The following is a 17,857-nucleotide window of genomic DNA, read 5'->3' as shown; positions in this document are numbered from 1 at the left end:
GCCGCCTGCATGAGCAGAGCGGCATGTTCAACGTTCTGTATTTACTATAACTCAGGTTCATTACCCTGATATAGCTGAATTTTTACCTGCATCACGCGCATGGGTGTACAAGTCTGCATACACGCCTTTGGCTGCGATTAGTTCCTGGTGCGGCCCTTCCTCCACAATCTCCCCATTCTCCATCACCAGAATTCGATCGGCATGCATCACCGTGGACAGACGATGAGCAATGACAATGGTGGTGCGTCCCTGGGATACCGATTCCAGCGCCTGCTGCACGAGCTGTTCGGTGTGTGAATCCAGATTAGCGGTTGCCTCATCCAGGATGAGCACTCGAGGCTGGAACACCACAATCCGGGCAAATGAAATCAACTGCCGCTCCCCGGCGGATAGTCCGCTTCCGCGTTCTGACAGATGTGTATCATATCCTTGTGGCAAACGTGAAATCATGGCATGTGCTCCGACAAACCGGCAGGCTTCAATTGCCTGCTCTCGCGTAATATCCTCACGAAACATTCTCACATTATCAATGATGGAACCCGAGAACAGAAATGGTTCCTGTTGAATCAAACCCACGATACGATGAAGCTTAGCCTGCGGCAGATGCCGAATATCTGTACCATCAATCTCGATACTGCCCTTGTCTACATCATAGAAGCGATTGAGCAGGGAGATCAGGGTGCTTTTGCCAGCGCCCGTTGTGCCCACGATACCTACCATTTCACCCGGATAGAGGTGCAGGTTCATCTGCTGGATCAAGGGCCGGTCTGCTCGATAACCAAACGACACATCATTAAAATCAATCTGGCCCATCACATTTTGTGGTTCAAGCGAGGAGGCCATCCCGGGTTTGGGATCAGCAACTTCAGGCCGTGTATTCAGAATGTTCCAGATGCGATCCATCGATACGGTCGTGGACTGGAATGTATTCCATTGCATCGTAATCTGGTTAATCGGTTGAAAGAACTGGCGGATATAGCTGATAAACGCATACAATACCCCGACTTGCAGGGACTCACCCAGTACGGCGCGACCTCCAAGCCAGACCATCATGACCAGTGCCGCATTGCCAAGGATATCAAACGTCCGGTTGAAGATGACATTGGAGCGGGCTTGAGCAATATTAGCTTTCAAGTGAAGTGCGTTCTGTTCCGAGAAACGTTTCTTCTGTTCTTCCTCCTGGTGAAAAGCTTGAATCAGGAACATGCCGGACAAGTTCTCCGCCGTAAATGCGATCAGACGGGAAAGACGCGTACGGGCATTTTGATAAGCTTTTCGCAGTCGACTACGGAATAATACCGCAACCACCGCAATGACAGGCAGAACGATCAGGGAGTATGTCGCCAGCACAGGATCAAGTTGGAACATAAAGACGATAATGAGCACCAGCATCATACCATCCCGAATCAGACTGAGCAGTACTTGAGTGAAAAAGCTGCTGATGGTCTCCGTATCACTGGATACGTTTGTGACCAGACTGCCGATATGAAAACGGTCAAAGAAGGACATGGACATCTTGGAGATATGTTTGAACAGGTCCTTTCTGATCCGGGATACAATGTTCTGACCCACATGCTGCAACAGATTATTCTGGATATAGGTAAAAATAAAACTGATGACAGCCAGCCCAAGAAAGATGGCTGCGAGTTGAACGAGAAAGCCCACACTGGTCTGGCCCACGGCCAGATGATCATCGATGGCGATCTTCACCAGATAGGGTTGTAACAGATCTGCCGATATGCCAAGCAGTGAGCAGAAGAAGATACCGGCAAAAGCCCATTTATGAGGTTTGGCGTATGCCATCATCGCTTTAAACGAAGTTCGTTTACTCTGATCGTCATCTGCGTCTGGGTGAAGTTCAGCGTTATCGTTAGACATGATGTAATCCCTCCTCCTGCAAACGGTAGGTGGCCGCATATAACCCCTTGGCAGCCATCAACTGCGCATGTGTTCCCTGTTCAGCGACTCGCCCTTCATCCAGAACAATAATATCGTCCGCATGACGGACCGCGCTGATGCGGTGAGAGATGATTAATGTAGTCTTGCCCTTGCCGATCTCGCGCAAACTGCGCAGAATACCACTCTCGGTGACCGCATCAACCGCGCTCATACTGTCATCCAGAATAAGTAACTGTGCTTGCTTGATCAGTCCTCTTGCAAGGCTGGTTCGCTGACGTTGTCCACCAGACAGGGTGAGTCCACGTTCGCCAAGCAGTGTATCGAAGCGATCAGGAAAACGGACAATATTGTCATAGATCATGGCTTGCCTTGCACTATGTTCCACTGTATCCAGCGATACTTCCCGGTCGCTGAATGCGATGTTATCCCGGATCGTGGTACTAAACAGGAATCCATCCTGAGGGACATAGGCGATGCGTGATCTTAGACTTTCCAGCGACAGCTGCCGAATATCGGTACCATTGATGCGGATTGTTCCTTCAGGTGGTTCATATGTACGCAGCAATAACTTAACGAGGGTACTTTTACCTGAGCCGGTCTTGCCTACAATACCGACCGTTCGCCCGGCACGGATATTGAGTTGAATGTTTTTGAGAGCAGGAGATGAACTGCCAGGATAGGAGAAGGTGAGATTCTCCATGGTGATATCTTGTACGGTTTGGAGAGCTGTCGCTTCAGGAAGTTCACGCACATCCGCTACTTCGCTGAGCAGATCATTCACCCGCTCCAGTGATGCGCCTGAGCGCTGAACGGTATTAATAACATTGCCGATCTGTTGAAGCGGTCCCATGATCATGCGCAGATATAAGGTTAAGGCCACAAAACTCCCGAGTGTAATAGAATTCTGCATGGTCATAATACCTCCGACAAGCATAGAAACGACCAATGAGATAGCTCCCAGCAGCGGGAGCAAGGCTTGAAACAAGGAAGACAGACGAACCAGTCGAAGCTGTTTGCTCTTAATTGCATCGACGGTAGTTCCAAAGCGTGCACGAGCACTGTCTTCGATGGCAAACGTCTTGGTTACGCGAATGCCACCCAACTGCTCTTCCGCCGATTCCGTCATGGTTGCAAGAGCTTCCTGCACGTCGCGAGAGCACTTGCGAATCCGCGGACCAAAAAACACGACCAGAAATGGAATCGCCAGCAAAGGAACAACACTGATTAAAATGAGCGTCAACGGAATCCCGCTAAGCAGCATCATGACAATGCAGGACAACAGCAAGAAGGTGGCATTGGTCATGAGCGTCACGCCATTGGATATCGCTTCACGTACGGAAGTAACGTCATTCATGACATAACTGAGCAGTTTTCCGTTCCCCTGTTTGGAGAAATAATGTTCGCTAAGTTCGGAGAACTTACTGAATATACGCTCACGCGTCATGAATTCGAAGCGTCGACCGAGCTTCATAATCATGAATTGCCCGGTACCGAACAGCAGATTATACCCGATGGCAATAGCCAGAAGGGACAGGCTGTACCTTACGACCGTCTGCATCTGAAGAGAGTTCTGCATCAACTGATCCGTGAAGCTGCCGAGTATGCGGGGCAAGGATGCTTGCCCGACATTGGAGGCAATAATCAGAAGAACAGCAACCAGGTAAACAGGCCAGTTCGACACAACATAACCGCGAAGTAATCCTTTCTTGGACATAAGCGTTGTTCTCCTTTTGTTATAGGTGAAGTCAGTTCAGGCAGGTGGAGTCAAGAAAAGGGCCGACACCTGTTATTAGCGCGTCGTGCCCTCTTACTGTATGCGATCTAGTTCGTTGTTTATCCGTCATCCGATAGATTTCTCTATTCTTATTTTTGCGCTAATCCGAATCAATGTCAACGAAGCCAGTTAGCAAAAGCTGGTGGCTTGGACTAGTGAACGCGGAGAAGAGTTCTATGCCGTGTTCTCGTGTTGTATTCACCAGATGTCGAAATTACTGAAACATTTTCTAGGGATGCCCCGTCTGTAGGAATGAAGAGTTGAAAAATAGGCTTTACTAATCATATGGAGGTGCCAGGAAATGAAACATAAAAAAGGATTGGCTGCAACACTTGCGCTCTGCGTTTCTTTGACAGCAGGAGGTGCATCGGTATTTGCTTTCACAGATGTGAAGGATGAAGGTCAGAAGTCGGTTGTGGATTCATTGAAATCAAAAGGCATTGTTAACGGAGTAACAGCGGATCTGTTCCGTCCAGATCTTGCATTGTCCGAGCCACAGGGTGTTCAACTGATTGTGAATGCATTTGGTCTGAAAAATGAATTTGCGGAAGCATCCGCTCAGAATAAAATCAGTCCGGACACTTGGTATGCTGACGCTGTTCAAGCCGCTACTCAGAATGGACTGTCCATTCCGGTTGAAGTGAACCCGCAGGGCAAGATGACACGCGAGCAGTTTGTTATTTTGCTGCATGAAGGGATTAACACAACCGGGAATTATCCGGTCATCATGAAGTATAATCTTGTTAAGGACGAAAATAAAATCGGTAAGGACGCCATATCTGCAGTCCAGAACCTGCTGAACATGAACATCATTGAACTGGATAAGGACGGTAACTTCCGTCCAGATCAGTCGCTTACCCGTATGGAGGCTGCAAGCATGATCTTCAATGCACTTGAATTTGTGGATAAACACGGCAATGGCGGCTCGGCAGAGCCAACTCCAACTACTCCAGGTGAAGGCCAACAAGCGATTGTACCTGAAGTAACAACGACCAAGGTTGATGACAAAACCACCAAAGTTAAACTCAGTGCTGAAATGCCACACCCTGGTTATGGATTGAAGATTGATGATGTGAAATTGGAGAAGGATGGACGCGCCATCGTGCTCTATTCCATTATTCAACCTGATCCGGACATGATGTATCCGATGGTTATCACAAATGTGACTGCAGAAACGGATATCCCAACAGGCTATACAGCAGAAGCTCAACCTTCTGGCAAGTAAATTATTCTTTGAGATATCGAACTTGTGCTAAGCACAACGTTAATGAACAGAGTATAGCTTAACTTAAAACCCCACCCTTCATGCGTACATGGAGGGTGGGGTTTTAAGTTGCTGGAGGGGAGACACCAATCACCAACATTCAACTAATGCAAGGTGAGATGTGCTAATGAACTCAGTGCACCTTATTTGGACGTTTATAGTGGTTATGCAATTCTAATGAACTTGAGACGCGTTATTCCCGCAAATAAGACTGGAAACAACAGAGAAAGCATATAAAAAGCAGGAATAACGCGTCTACGATTCGTTAAAAATCCCAATCAGTGAAATAGCGTCGAATAACGTGTTCCGAGTTCGTTAGAGTTACAGATTCACGTTACTTCTGAGAAAGGTAAATTATTGAGAGGTTACATAGTTACGAACCTGATCGAAAGGTATTGGATCTAGCGGTTTGATTGCTCATCCAGAGGTTCATAGTCAAACCAATCGAAACTTGCAGGCGTACACTCCCCCGATGGGGCGAAGGCGTACATGGCTATCATCACACCTGTGAAACCACTTGCTACTTCGGTAGATAACAGATGTGTTTCTCCTGAACCCACTTCGTTGGCATCGGATGAACCTTGCTGGTAGAGGAACGTGAAGTGATTACGGTCAGCCTTGATTTGTAATACAACCGGCCCCTTGTCACAGTTAAGCACCTGTTCGGTTCGCAGAGAGCCGACGGTTCGCCGTAGTATGATTTTCTTCTGCCCATCGACCTGTGTTACAGCCAAATCGTAATGATATTTATCATTCATAAATAAGGTTAATCCAGCTTCCTCACCGCTCGCATGTGGCTCATAACGCAGCTCGGTTGCCATATTGCATAAGAAATGGGTTAATCGACGCCCAACAAAGGCTGGGTTTCTACCATCATCGAGTGAAACCGAATGACCACGAAGGATGAGCTGCCCGGGATTTTCAGTGAGCGTCCAACTACCCGGAGCCGGGTTACGTAAGAAGATCCAGTTCAAGTCTAATGATGCTTCGTCAAAATCATCCCGGATAGGCTCAGGCGACCAAAGGTGCTCAGTCAACAAAGGTCCGGTCATCTCCTGCTCGATATGTCCGTCCACACCGATCATCGGCCAACCTTTATCGGTCCAAGTGACGGGTGCCAGGAACGTTTCACGTCCCAGATGGTGTCGCATGGGGTAACCTGCTGGACGAATGCCAAGAGATACAGCCCACCAGCTTCCATCCTGGATCTGGACAAGGTCTGCATGACCGGTTGCGTGGATGCTGGATTTCATGCTCCGATTGGACAGAATCGGATTATGAGGACACGGATCAAATGGTCCGTATGGCTCTGTGCTCCGAGCAATGGTTTCCATATGACCATACTCCGTTCCACCTTCGGCGATCATCAGATAGTAGAGGCCGTTTATTTTATACATGTGGGGAGCTTCGGGGGCTGCTCCTCCGGTTCCGGTCCAGATTAATCGGCTATCCGTCAGTCTCGTTCCGGTCTTAAGGTCTATCTCGCACTGATAGATGCCCTCGCCCTCATCGCCGTTACAGGCCGTTTGAAAATACACACGTCCATCTTCATCGAAGAGAAAAGAGGGATCAATGCCGCCCTGATCAACAAAAATCGGAGCAGACCATGGCCCCTCGGGCTGGGTACTACGTACATAAAAATTTCCGCCGCCGCTGACATTGGTTGTTGTCATATAGAACCAGCCATCATGGTACCGGAGTGTTGGGGCAAAAATACCGCCAGAGCTGCCCGCATTCGCTAGAGGGAGTTGCTCAGTTGTTGTAAGGACATGGCCGATCTGTCGCCAGTTCACAAGGTCTTTGCTGTGGAAGATAGGCACACCAGGGAAATATTCAAAGGTACTGGTTACCAGATAATAGTCTTCATCTATACGGCAGATACTCGGATCTGGATAAAACCCCGGAATCACCGGATTGGTATATTTCATCATGTTATGCTCCTATTCATTTCGAGAGTTTAATATGGATCTGAACGTATGAGATGTATCCTTGCTATAAGGGGAATTATATCGTCTTCAATCATTTCCAACCTTGATTTTTCGGTCCTCGAATAGCATGATATAGACATTCAACCCAACATGGTTTGCGGAGGGGAATGCTTTTGAGTAATGCATATTTGAGATGGTTTACTTCAGATCAACAGTTTCCATTTTTCATTCAGTATGGTGGACACGACCAAGACATGGAACTTCATAATCATGTGGACTTTACGGAGCTTGTTATTGTTCTGAGTGGTCATGCAACCCATGTGGTGAACACCGAGGAATTTTTTATTAAAAAAGGGAACGCATTTGTGATTAATGGCGACACCCATCACGCGTATAAAGACCCTCATGATTTTAGGATCTGTAACATTATGTTCAGTCCCGAGATGCTTGCTTCGGCTGGGCCTGATCTGAGAAAATCTAACGGCTTCCAGGCGCTGTTTGTTTTGGAACCGTTTTATCGTAATATTCACTCCTTTCCGAGTAAATTGGCGTTATCCATTTCCAGTCTGGAGTATGTAGAATCGCTGATATCGTTCATGATTGACGAGTATCAGAGTAAACAGCAAGGGTATCAGACGATGTTGATCTCACGTCTTACGGAGATGGTTGTTTATTTGTCGAGGCAATATGATACGCAGGAGAAAGGGATTGAAGGTAATAATCTGATGCATCTGGCAAATGCCATTTCATTTATTGAAGATCATTATCTTGAGCCGCTGTCGTTGGAGGATATTGCGGGGAAGTCGAATATCTCAATAAGGCATCTGAATCGGATTTTTCGATCCTATTATCAGATGACCCCGATCTCTTATCTGCAAAAGTTGCGTCTGGAGAAGGCATGTCATTTGTTGAAAAACGGGAATCTGTCCATCACGGAAATTTCGTATGAATGTGGATTTAACGACAGTAATTATTTCACCCGCCAGTTTAAGAAAGCCTTTGGCAAGTCTCCCAAAACATACAGGCAGAATCATTAGCACCAGACCGAATATAAAAAACCAAAACAGGGCCTCCTCATAGGGAGGTCCTGTCTGCTGTTTCAGGGAAAATTCAATAGTCCAATAGACGTCCGTTGTCATGCCACTGACCGTACATTTTATTTTCCTTTGTGTTGGTTATGAACTTATTCAATCTGCTCTGGAATAATGCTGGCTGATTCTTAACACTTTGGATCGTATCGATCCGAACGTTCTGATACAGGGTAGGAAATGCCATGAAATTTGCATAAACCTGATGGTCTTCTTTCAGCCTTTGTTCGATCACACCATCAATAATGAAAGCATTCTGCTCCATAACAGGAAGAACTTTTCTCCCCTCGTCATGCATGAAGCCCAACCTTTCAAGACGACGGACACGTTCCTTGTTCAATTCAGTCCATGAGCTACGTTTCCTTCTAGGCGACAATCTCTGTGCTAATTGAGTCTCGGATATTTTCTTTTTGAATCCATCGATCCAGCCAAAGCACAGTGCCTCCTCAACCACGTCCAAATACAGCAGGGTATTCGGTAATGGTTTCAAACTTATAATTACCCAGCAAGATTTCTCGACTTTTCCATGCTCTCGCAACCAATTTCTCAATTCATCCCTTGACGTCACGGGTATACAATGTAGATTTTCCATCCGATTATCAACTATGCTTGAGCCAGTTCCTGATACCAATAGAGAAAATAGTCATTCATGATGGAGGCATGCCCCAATTGACGCAGCATGGTAGAAACATTACCTCGATGATAGGTGCCGTGGTTAACCGCATGGAATACGATTTCCGATAAGCTGGTTTTGCGAACTCCGGCAAATGGATTATCGAGTAGAATGGTTTGCTCCAGATCAGCTTGGCCTCGTAACCACTCACTGTATTGTGCCGACAGGTCGGTAAAACGTTTGATGTACTCATCCACAGAACCGTGAATCTCACCATTAAGCAGTATACATGCTTCCAGTGCCTCGGGCATACCGGTGCCATTCAATACCTCGTACCACATTTTATCTACTGCGTAGATATGGCTGAGTGCGTGAGCAATGGTTGGAAACGAACTGTTCACTTCCTGACTCAGTACAGAAGAGGGCAATTCCTTGATTCTGCCCAGGATCGTTTGGTTGGCCCATGCGTGGTAGTTATACATTTGTTCCGGATGATTCATTGATGATCGTCTCCTTTAATGTGGCGATAGATTGGGTTAACTTACTGAGATGATTATAAAAAAAGAAGTATGACAACAGCGTGTCATACTTCTTCATAGAGCTTAAGTGCGTTTCGAAGTTGTTCTTTCAGAATGTCTCGTAATTCAATCGGTTCAAGCACCTCAGCGCCACTACCCAAACTAAGCAGAAACGACCATAACCACTTGGCTTGTAACGGTTGAGGAACCTGGATACGCATTGTCATACTTCCATCCTCGTGAAATTGCTTATCTGCCTGTTGAAAATGATCCATGGCTTCCGCGAGCGCTTCCGGGTTCACCCGAAATACCACATCACTTACCTGATCTTGCCATGACGGATCTGACACAACCGTCTCTTGGGGAAGCTCAAGGTGGGGTTGGAAGTGTTCCGATGTCAGTTGCACGTTCATCATTCGGGACAGTCGGAACTCGCGATAATCCTGCCGTGTCTGGCAAAATCCATAAACGTACCAATTACGATATTTAAAATGTAGTTTTACCGGTTCCAGATGGCGTGGGGTATGTTCATTTTTCGTATTGATGTAGTCAAAGCGGACAACCTGATGATCCGTAATACCTTTACGCAGATGAGGAAGGGCATCAGGTTCTGTTCGGCGTGTCTCCAGATCCACCGATAGACTTGAGGTTTGATGCTCCGGTCCAATCGTTTGCAGTCGTTCAATCGTGCCTTGTGCACGTGCATCTTCGAATACTGTGGATAGACTGCTCAGGACCGTGATCAGGGAATCCACATCATAAGAACCGAGCAAGCTTTTATCCATCTTGTATCCGTCCATCATGCCGTAGCCGCCTTTGAGTCCCTGATGGGAGACGACGGGGAAGCCGGCGGCACAGATCACATCAATATCCCGATAGATCGTTCTTGGGGACACCTGAAACTCTTCCGCCAAGGTGGAAGCAGACAACACTTCGTGGTTCAGCAGTTTGTATATGATTGAGATTAATCGCTCCAATTTCAAAAGGTATCCCCGCCCGTTATTCCATTTTGTCATTACAGGCCATTATTATATCACGACATGGTGAACAACATGGAGGATTACAGAGGGGCTATAGAAGTCATATCATGCAGTAAGTTTTGTTCCAACATAATTGGACAAGTTCTTAGATGAAATGAAACAAAAAAAGAGTGCTGGATAGCACCCTTTCTAAGAAACATGATTGTTGCTCTGTTGAACAGTTACGTTAGCAGATTGGTCGAACTTCATATCGAGTGAATAGCCAGAGCTGGCTCTACTCTTCTTGCACGTTATAGAGAACCCGAGCGAGCAGATTCTGTCCATAGTTTCCGAAGTTTTTACCAAAGATCGTTAAGCCCCGTTTGTTCAAAGGTCCATCCGTAACCGCAATGCGGAAATGAATATCGCTTTTGTAATCCAGCCCAATCTGGTCCAGCGTTACGTCGGAGATACGGCATCCGTCGATATAGCTGCCTTCCTGTGTAATTCGGATCAGCTTCAGCATGCCGTACTGATTCAAGTGCGGAGGCCACCATTCCGGGTTGAAGGTACCGCGTGTATTGCCAAAATCCCCCGGACTCGTCCAGCAGCCAATCTCAATACCGTTGATGTAGAAATAGATATCCGAAGGGTAATTGTCACAAAAGCCAGGGGCCTCCGATCCCAGTTCCATCGACAACTGAATTTCGCTAAACGACTGATTAGGCTTGAGATAGTTGGGAATCCGATACTCCAGATAACCTTCAGCCAGCCAGATCATCTCCGCATCAATTCGCAGTGGATCAGCAAAGTAACGCGGATCATCGAACTCTCCAACAATGCTGTCCCGGGTAGCGAGACCACATGTAGGTGCGGCCTGATAATCGCTGTAATGACCGACCTGAATTTCCACCTCATAACGATTGTTAATCTCCTGTGAACGCAGATCTACCATCAATTTTTCCTCATTGAGATAACATATCTTCTGAATTCCATGTTTGCCAACAGCGGTGTTGATCTCGATCAATCCGCTCTCTTCAAGTTTCTTGATATGCATTGTGATGGCACCATTGCTCAGTCCCAGCTTGGTTGCAAGATCATTGAGATTAAGACTTTGATTCTTGGCCAGCAGCTCAATGATCTGAATCCGGATTTCCGAACTGAGCGCTTTGAAGATATTCACACCCGACATCAGATCTTTAATATAAATCATAGGTGGATTTCCTTTCCCCGTTCTGAACAAAGTCTTCGACACAGACATTTGCACATTTATATGTTTTATTTCAGATAATTATAAATCATTCCCTCATGGAAGGGAAGGGCGGAGAAATAGAAGCCAAAACCCTTGTATATAGCGTAAATACGAAAATATAATCTACATTTTGTTCACTATTCCGGTTAAAATAAGTGTTAATCAGTTCACATATATTTGAAATATACCATTGAAATGTAATGTAACCGCTTTTATAATCCTATTATACCTAAATTGATTCATTACTTCATGAACCTAATTAACCATTTGATCAGGAAAGGTGGAGTTCGGTTTGGAAAAGTTAAGCACTGTGAAGAGGTTTAAGTGGAAACAGTTGGCGTTACCGGCATTACTTGCGATGGTATTACTGCTGGCAGGTCAGTCAAAAGCTTTGGCGGCGTTCTGGAATCTAACCGGAGATACCGCAGTTCATGATCCGTCGATTATCAAAGAGGGCAGTTCCTGGTACACCTTTTCAACCGGCCCGGGCATTCAAGTATTGAAATCCGATAATGGATCTTCCTGGTATCGTGTTCCACAAATCTTCTTGACTAAGCCATCTTGGTGGGCTTCTGCCGTTCCGGGACAAAGCGGATTGGATGTATGGGCACCGGATGTGGAGCAGTATAACGGAAAAGTATGGCTCTATTATTCGATCTCTACCTTTGGCTCCAATCGGTCTGCAATTGGTCTTGCGTCTGCGAACAGCATTGGAGCAGGACAGTGGAAGGACGAAGGGTTGGTGCTTCAAACCACGACCGGCAATAATTATAATGCCATTGATCCGAATCTGGTCATTGATGCTTCAGGCAATCCATGGCTGGCCTTCGGTTCTTTCTGGAGCGGTCTGAAGATTGTCAAGCTGGACAAAAATACGATGAAACCGACGGGAAGTATAACTTCAATTGCTGCGCGCCCGAATAACGGTGGTGCTATTGAGGGACCAAGTGTTGTATATCGTGGCGGCTACTATTACCTGTTTGCTTCCATCGATTCTTGCTGCCAAGGGGTGAACAGTACCTACAAAATGGTCTATGGACGTTCGACCAGTATAACAGGCCCTTATGTGGACAAAAACGGAGTTAATATGCTGAATGGTGGCGGAACGATATTGGATACAGGCAATGTGAAATGGAAAGGCCCAGGTGGTCAGGACGTGTACAACGGTAATGTCATCGCAAGACATGCTTATGATGCAGAGGATAATGGCAATCCGAAATTGCTGATTAATGACTTGCTTTGGGACGCGAATGGATGGCCGAAATACTGATTTATTTTATATAAATATAAAATGTTTTATAAAAGTATTGACTAAAGTGATCTGGATTTGATAAATTTAACAACAGAAATCTTATTTCATCCAATTGAATACGGTTACAAGTCCAGATCAGGAGGGGTTCAGATGGTAAAGAAAAAGAGTTGGGTCACATTTATGCTTCTTATGCTGGTAAGTGCGCTGGTACTCGCGGGATGCGGAGGAAGCAGCGGTGCAAGTGGGGACAAGGAGTTAACGTTTATGTTCCGCGGCGGTACAGACGAGCAGAAAGCATACCAAGCGGTGGTCAAGAAATTCGAAGAAGATCATCCGGGTGTGAAAGTCAAAATTATCGTAACGGCTGCGGATCAATATGCAACCAAGTTAAGAGCGGCAATTACAGGCAACAGTTTGCCTGACGTATTTTATATCAATCCGGGCGACGTGAAAGCGTATGTGAACAGCAATGTGCTGATGAACCTCACTTCGTATATTGAAAACAATCCGGATGTTGATCTCGATAATATCTGGAAATACGGCGTGGACCTGTATCGTTATGATGGAAAAATGGCAGGACAGGGCGATATCTACGGTATGCCGAAGGATCTGGGGCCATTTGCACTGGGCTACAACAAAACGTTGTTTGAAAAAGAGGGCATTCCATTCCCTGACAAGGATAAACCATACACATGGGAAGAGTTCATCAAGGTGAACCAGCAAGCGACCAAGGATACCAATGGAGATGGTAAACCGGATGTATACGGTACCGGATTCAACGTACAATGGGCACTGCAATCCTTTGTATGGAGCAATGGTGGGGATTGGTTGGATGAGACCAAAACAAAGGTAACGATTGATGATCCAAAATTCGCGGAAGCACTGCAGTTCTTCGCGGATATGCAAAACAAATACAAAATCACACCTTCTATTGAGGAAGCGCAAACATTGGATACGTATCAACGCTGGATGAAAGGTGAAATGGCTTTCTTCCCTGTAGGCCCATGGGATATGAGTACATTTGAGAAATTGCCTTTCGATTATGATTTGCTGCCTTTCCCTGCGGGATCTACTGGCAAATCGGCAACGTGGATCGGATCTCTGGGAATTGGAGTATCTGCGAAAACGAAACATCCAGAAGAAGCTGCTGCATTGGTGAATTACCTTACAGCTTCGAAGGAAGGCATGCAGCAACTGGTGGATGCTAAGGTACAGATTCCAAACTTGCTTGATATGGCAGACGAGTGGGCCAAAGATACATCCACGAAACCAGCCAACAAACAGGAATTCATTGACATCGTTGAGGATTACGGCCGGGCTCTGCCAGGTAACTACACGTACAATGCGGAATGGTATGACCTGTTCTTCACGGACATCCAGCCGGTATTGGATGGCAAGGTTACAGCCGCAGACTATGTGAAGCAGCAACAGCCGAAAATGCAAAAACTGCTCGACAAAGCGGTTGAACAAGAAAAGAAATCTCAGAAATAGTAGATAGGAAAGGGCGATGCCGGCAGCCTGCAATCATGCTGCTGGCATCATTCGTATTGGGACTTATTGGATTCCATACGGGCATGTGGCATTCGTTGATCGGCAAGGTTCAATCGAAGAATGCCACATGCTGATACTAGAAACAGGGGTGAACGCCGTGATTACGAAATCGAGTTTGTATCGCAAAGAGATGCTGTACGGATATCTGTTTATTTTACCTCCGATTCTTGGATTGCTGATCTTTGTCATGTTCCCGTTCCTCTACTCCCTCTATGGTTCCTTTACGGATTGGGACGGACTGGGACAGATGAACTTTATCGGTTTGGCCAACTTCAAGGATCTGCTCACGGATGACCTCTTTTACAAAGCGATGTTTAATACATTTTTCCTGATGCTCGGTATTCCGATTGGATTGTTGCTCGCATTGTTACTGGCAATGGGCCTGAATCGTAAAATCCCCGGCACCACGACATTCCGTGTGATCTATTACATACCGGTCATTTCTTCCCTCGCTGCGGTGTCCATTATGTGGAACTGGGCGTACAACGGAGATTACGGTCTGGTGAACCAGTTCCTTGACCTGTTTGGGATTAAAGGGCCTAACTGGCTCGCGAACAAAGACACGGTCAAACCGGCTCTGATTATTATGACGGTGTGGAAAGGTTTGGGATACACGATGTTATTGTACTTGGCGGCACTGCAAAGTGTATCACGTACATACTACGAGGCGGCTGAGCTGGACGGAGCGAACGGGTTCCAGATCTTCCGCAATATCACCTGGCCTATGGTGAAGCCGGTTACCTTTTTCCTCATTGTTACAAATATCATTGGCGGTTCCCAGATCTTCACCGAGATGAACATTATGACACCGACGGGTGGTCCTGAATATTCTTCGGCATCGATCGTTTTCTACATCTGGCAGAAGGCCTTCAGTAACTTGCAGATGGGTTATGCCTCAGCAATGGCCATGATTCTTGGTATTTTCATTTTTGTCATTACCCTGGTGCAATTCAAAATGAACGAAAAATCAGCCTATGATGGAGATTGATTGTCAAGGAAAGGAGTGAACCGGAGATGTCTTACAGTCAAAAGAGGAAATTAACCAACTCGATCATTTTTATCGTACTCGCGATTGGGGCAATTGCGATGATTGCACCACTGATCTGGATGTTGTCCACGTCATTGAAGGAGAAGCAGGATGTGTTCGCGCTTCCGCCTGTGTGGATACCTGAAGTATTCCAATTTGGAAAGTATAAAGAAATCTGGGAAGCTGGTCCGCTGCTCAGCGGGATCAAAAACAGCCTCATCGTTGCGGTGAGTGTAACGGTGGTGGGTACGTTTACGTCCAGTATCGCGGCCTTTGCCTTTGCCAAATTAAGATTCCCGCACAAAAACAAACTGTTTCTCGCGTTGCTGGCATCCATGATGATTCCTTATCCGACAGTCATGATCCCGCAATTCATCATGTTTGCGAAGTTGGGCTGGGTGGATACGCTGTTACCACTGATTGTTCCTGGCCTGTTCGGTAACGTAATCATGATCTTCTTCCTGCGCCAATACCTGCTTAGTGTGCCTGATGCAATTATTGAGGCGGCCAAAATCGATGGAAGTTCCTACTTCCGGTTGTACTCCAGTATTACGTTTCCGCTCATCAAACCGGCGATTGCTGCACAGCTGATTCTCTGGTTTATGGGCATCTGGAACGATTATCTGGCACCGATTATTTATCTGAATTCACCGGAGAAGCAGACGTTACAGCTCGTTATAGCGAACTTTAATGCCACGTATGCGATTCAAACCGATTACCCGCTTATTATGGCGGCGTCGATTGTAGCCCTGTTACCGGTATTAATCATCTTCCTGATCTTCCAGAAACAGATTATTGAGTCGGTTGCGATTTCGGGAGTGAAGGGATGAACCAGCGGAAGAAATTCCGAGGATGGACATTTTCGAAGAGAGGGGTGGTTGCTTCCATGTTGCTGATGCTGATTGTTGGAGCTACGGGTTGTTCCGGAGAAGGAGCAGGAGAAACGGTGTCTCGTCCCATCTTTCCTGAAGCTCCTCAAGATACTCAGTTGTATGACACTTCCATTTTGGACGATGAATCACGCTGGACGGTGAACAATGCGCATGATCCGGCCATTATCAAAACAGACCAGGGATACTACGTCTATTCCACAGACGTTCGTGTAGCAGGAGAAGCGAAACCCGGCGTCATGGTACGCAAGTCAGATGATCTGATCCACTGGAAGTGGGTAGGTCAAGCTCTGCCGGGTATTCCTCAAGAAGCGCTGGACTGGACAGGTGCGGTCAATCTGTGGGCACCGGATGTGATTCAGGCTGGTGATACCTATCGGATGTATTATTCGGCTTCTTCTTTTGGCAGTACCCAGTCGGCTATTGGTCTTCAGACATCCTCATCTCCAGAAGGTCCATGGACAGATGAAGGACTCGTTGTGAAAACCTCTGCGAATGAAAAGGACAAATTAAATGCCATTGATGCCAATCCCATTGTGGATGCCGAGGGCAATTCGTGGATGGTATATGGTTCATTCTTTGACGGCATCTACATTGCGCCACTTGATCCCGACACCGGGAAATTCAAGGACGCGGGTTATGGTACTCGCATTGCCGCTCGGGATCGTGCAACTGAAGAAGGTGCAGTCGAAGGTCCATACATTGTGTATAACCCGGAGTTCAAAAAGTATTATCTGTTCGTCTCCTATGATTCCTTGTTCGAAGATTATAACGTGCGGGTTGCGCGTGCTGATTCCATCACAGGACCGTATACGGACATGAATGGCATGAACATGCTGGATACGGAGTATCTGCCGCAATATGAGATCGGCACCAAAATTCTCGGGGGTTATCGCTTCACAGAAGGCGAGGGCTGGGTTGCGCCCGGACATAACTCCGTTCTGAAGGACGGAGACAATTATTACATCGTGCATCATGCACGGGGTGAGACGGATAAAAACTGGCCCTATCTGCATGTACGCAAAATGTTATGGACCAAGGACGGCTGGCCTGTCGTTTCACCTGAACGTTACGCAGGTGAGACTACACAGGATATTCCTAAGTCCATGATTGCCGGGGAGTGGGAAGGCATGGCGCTTGATCCGTCCGTGGACGGGCAGATTCAAGCCGTGGCTTATACCCTAACAAGCAACGGTAAAATTAAAAGCGAAAAAGATTCAGGAACCTGGACATTTGATGGCAAACAAACACTGACGTTGAAGTGGAAGGAAAGCCCATGGGGCGGAGCATCCACGGAAGAGCTGAAGCTGCTCCCGTCTTGGGACTGGGAGCGAAGCCAATCTGCGCTGGTGGTGACAGGCCTCAATGACCACGGCGTGGCGGTCTGGGGCAAGCAGATCAGCACAGCAGAGGAGTAAGGGGGTGAGCAGCGAGCGTGGTAAGAGCGAGCTGCTGCGCCAAGGTGCACAAGCAGTGAGGGGGAGGAAGGAGCCGCAGGAGCGAGTTTGGCATCCGATTTCAACCGCCAAGAGCGGTGGGAAAAAGAAAACGGAGGACAAGAGAGCGCCAAGGCCCTGCCACCCCCGAACGTCCGCTGTGCATGACAAAGTTGGCCTATGTCTGAGGCCAATCATGCACTAAATATGGGGAGAGTTGACCCTGCGAAGCGGTCAACCCCATAAGACCGAGCCAACAAAAAGGCTCGAAGTGAGGTTGTAACCCAGCGAGCGCGGTAAGAGCGAGCTGCTGCGCCAAGGTGCACAAGCAGTGAGGGGGAGGAAGGAGCCGCAGGAGCGAGTTTGGCATCCGATTTCAACCGCCAGAAGCGGTGAGAAAAAGAAA

Annotated in this window: 15 protein-coding genes; 7 read left to right on the top strand and 8 right to left on the bottom strand. The window is 47.0% G+C overall.

Going from position 1 to position 17,857, the window contains the following annotated elements; genetic code table 11:
- Positions 1 to 60: 60 nt before the first annotated feature.
- Positions 61 to 1,878, bottom strand: coding sequence for an ABC transporter ATP-binding protein (locus QVE09_RS30025; protein WP_315939759.1), 1,818 nt, complete (start codon positions 1,876 to 1,878; stop codon positions 61 to 63).
- Entirely contained in the window at positions 1,871 to 3,613 is a 1,743-nt protein-coding gene (locus QVE09_RS30020) for an ABC transporter ATP-binding protein (protein WP_315939758.1), read from the bottom strand. Before QVE09_RS30020 ends, QVE09_RS30025 begins: the two co-directional genes overlap by 8 nt.
- A gap of 361 nt (positions 3,614 to 3,974) precedes the next feature.
- Here QVE09_RS30020 and QVE09_RS30015 point away from each other — a divergent pair, with 361 nt between their 5' ends.
- Positions 3,975 to 4,898, top strand: a complete 924-nt coding sequence (locus QVE09_RS30015) for an S-layer homology domain-containing protein (RefSeq protein WP_315939757.1) — start codon at positions 3,975 to 3,977, stop codon at positions 4,896 to 4,898.
- A 440-nt stretch (positions 4,899 to 5,338) separates the two neighbouring features.
- Here QVE09_RS30015 and QVE09_RS30010 read toward each other — a convergent pair whose 3' ends face one another.
- Entirely contained in the window at positions 5,339 to 6,865 is a 1,527-nt protein-coding gene (locus QVE09_RS30010; protein ID WP_315939792.1) for a glycoside hydrolase family 43 protein, read from the bottom strand.
- Positions 6,866 to 7,038: 173 nt separating this feature from the next.
- On the opposite strand from QVE09_RS30010, the gene QVE09_RS30005 reads away from it, so the two are divergent.
- Entirely contained in the window at positions 7,039 to 7,902 is an 864-nt protein-coding gene (locus tag QVE09_RS30005) for a helix-turn-helix domain-containing protein (protein WP_315939756.1), read from the top strand.
- A 73-nt stretch (positions 7,903 to 7,975) separates the two neighbouring features.
- Here the strand turns inward: QVE09_RS30005 and QVE09_RS30000 are convergent, their stop codons facing one another.
- From QVE09_RS30000 to QVE09_RS29985, 4 genes are all read right to left on the bottom strand, one after another.
- On the bottom strand, positions 7,976 to 8,545 hold the full coding sequence (locus QVE09_RS30000) for a YdeI/OmpD-associated family protein (RefSeq protein WP_315939755.1): 570 nt from the start codon (positions 8,543 to 8,545) through the stop codon (positions 7,976 to 7,978).
- 11 nt (positions 8,546 to 8,556) lie between these two features.
- Positions 8,557 to 9,066 carry a DinB family protein gene (locus tag QVE09_RS29995; protein WP_315939754.1) on the bottom strand — a complete coding sequence of 170 codons (510 nt, stop codon included), beginning with the start codon at positions 9,064 to 9,066 and terminating at the stop codon, positions 8,557 to 8,559.
- Between the two features lie 83 nt (positions 9,067 to 9,149).
- The gene (locus QVE09_RS29990; RefSeq protein ID WP_315939753.1) at positions 9,150 to 10,067 is read right to left on the bottom strand and encodes a helix-turn-helix transcriptional regulator; all 918 of its coding nucleotides are present in this window, start codon (positions 10,065 to 10,067) and stop codon (positions 9,150 to 9,152) included.
- A gap of 271 nt (positions 10,068 to 10,338) precedes the next feature.
- Positions 10,339 to 11,256 carry an ArsR/SmtB family transcription factor gene (locus QVE09_RS29985; protein WP_062832986.1) on the bottom strand — a complete coding sequence of 306 codons (918 nt, stop codon included), beginning with the start codon at positions 11,254 to 11,256 and terminating at the stop codon, positions 10,339 to 10,341.
- 397 nt (positions 11,257 to 11,653) lie between these two features.
- Between QVE09_RS29985 and abnA the strand changes: the two genes are divergently transcribed.
- From abnA to QVE09_RS29960, 5 genes are all read left to right on the top strand, one after another.
- The gene (abnA, locus tag QVE09_RS29980; RefSeq protein ID WP_315939791.1) at positions 11,654 to 12,565 is read left to right on the top strand and encodes an arabinan endo-1,5-alpha-L-arabinosidase AbnA; all 912 of its coding nucleotides are present in this window, start codon (positions 11,654 to 11,656) and stop codon (positions 12,563 to 12,565) included.
- Positions 12,566 to 12,697: 132 nt separating this feature from the next.
- Positions 12,698 to 14,038: an ABC transporter substrate-binding protein gene (locus QVE09_RS29975; protein ID WP_315939752.1), complete on the top strand. Its 1,341-nt coding sequence runs from the start codon at positions 12,698 to 12,700 to the stop codon at positions 14,036 to 14,038.
- A 157-nt stretch (positions 14,039 to 14,195) separates the two neighbouring features.
- Positions 14,196 to 15,086, top strand: coding sequence for a carbohydrate ABC transporter permease (locus QVE09_RS29970; protein WP_036611613.1), 891 nt, complete (start codon positions 14,196 to 14,198; stop codon positions 15,084 to 15,086).
- A 26-nt stretch (positions 15,087 to 15,112) separates the two neighbouring features.
- A complete protein-coding gene (locus tag QVE09_RS29965; protein WP_036611483.1) occupies positions 15,113 to 15,955 on the top strand; it encodes a carbohydrate ABC transporter permease in 843 nt (280 codons plus the stop codon).
- A 56-nt stretch (positions 15,956 to 16,011) separates the two neighbouring features.
- A complete protein-coding gene (locus QVE09_RS29960; protein WP_315939790.1) occupies positions 16,012 to 17,433 on the top strand; it encodes an arabinan endo-1,5-alpha-L-arabinosidase in 1,422 nt (473 codons plus the stop codon).
- A 212-nt stretch (positions 17,434 to 17,645) separates the two neighbouring features.
- Here QVE09_RS29960 and QVE09_RS29955 read toward each other — a convergent pair.
- On the bottom strand, positions 17,646 to 17,857 hold a 212-nt coding region (locus QVE09_RS29955), incomplete at its 5' end, for a hypothetical protein (protein ID WP_315939751.1).

This window comes from Paenibacillus sp. ClWae2A, assembly GCF_032452295.1.
Lineage (GTDB): Bacteria > Bacillota > Bacilli > Paenibacillales > Paenibacillaceae > Paenibacillus.
This window is presented reverse-complemented; position numbering and strand designations above follow the sequence as displayed.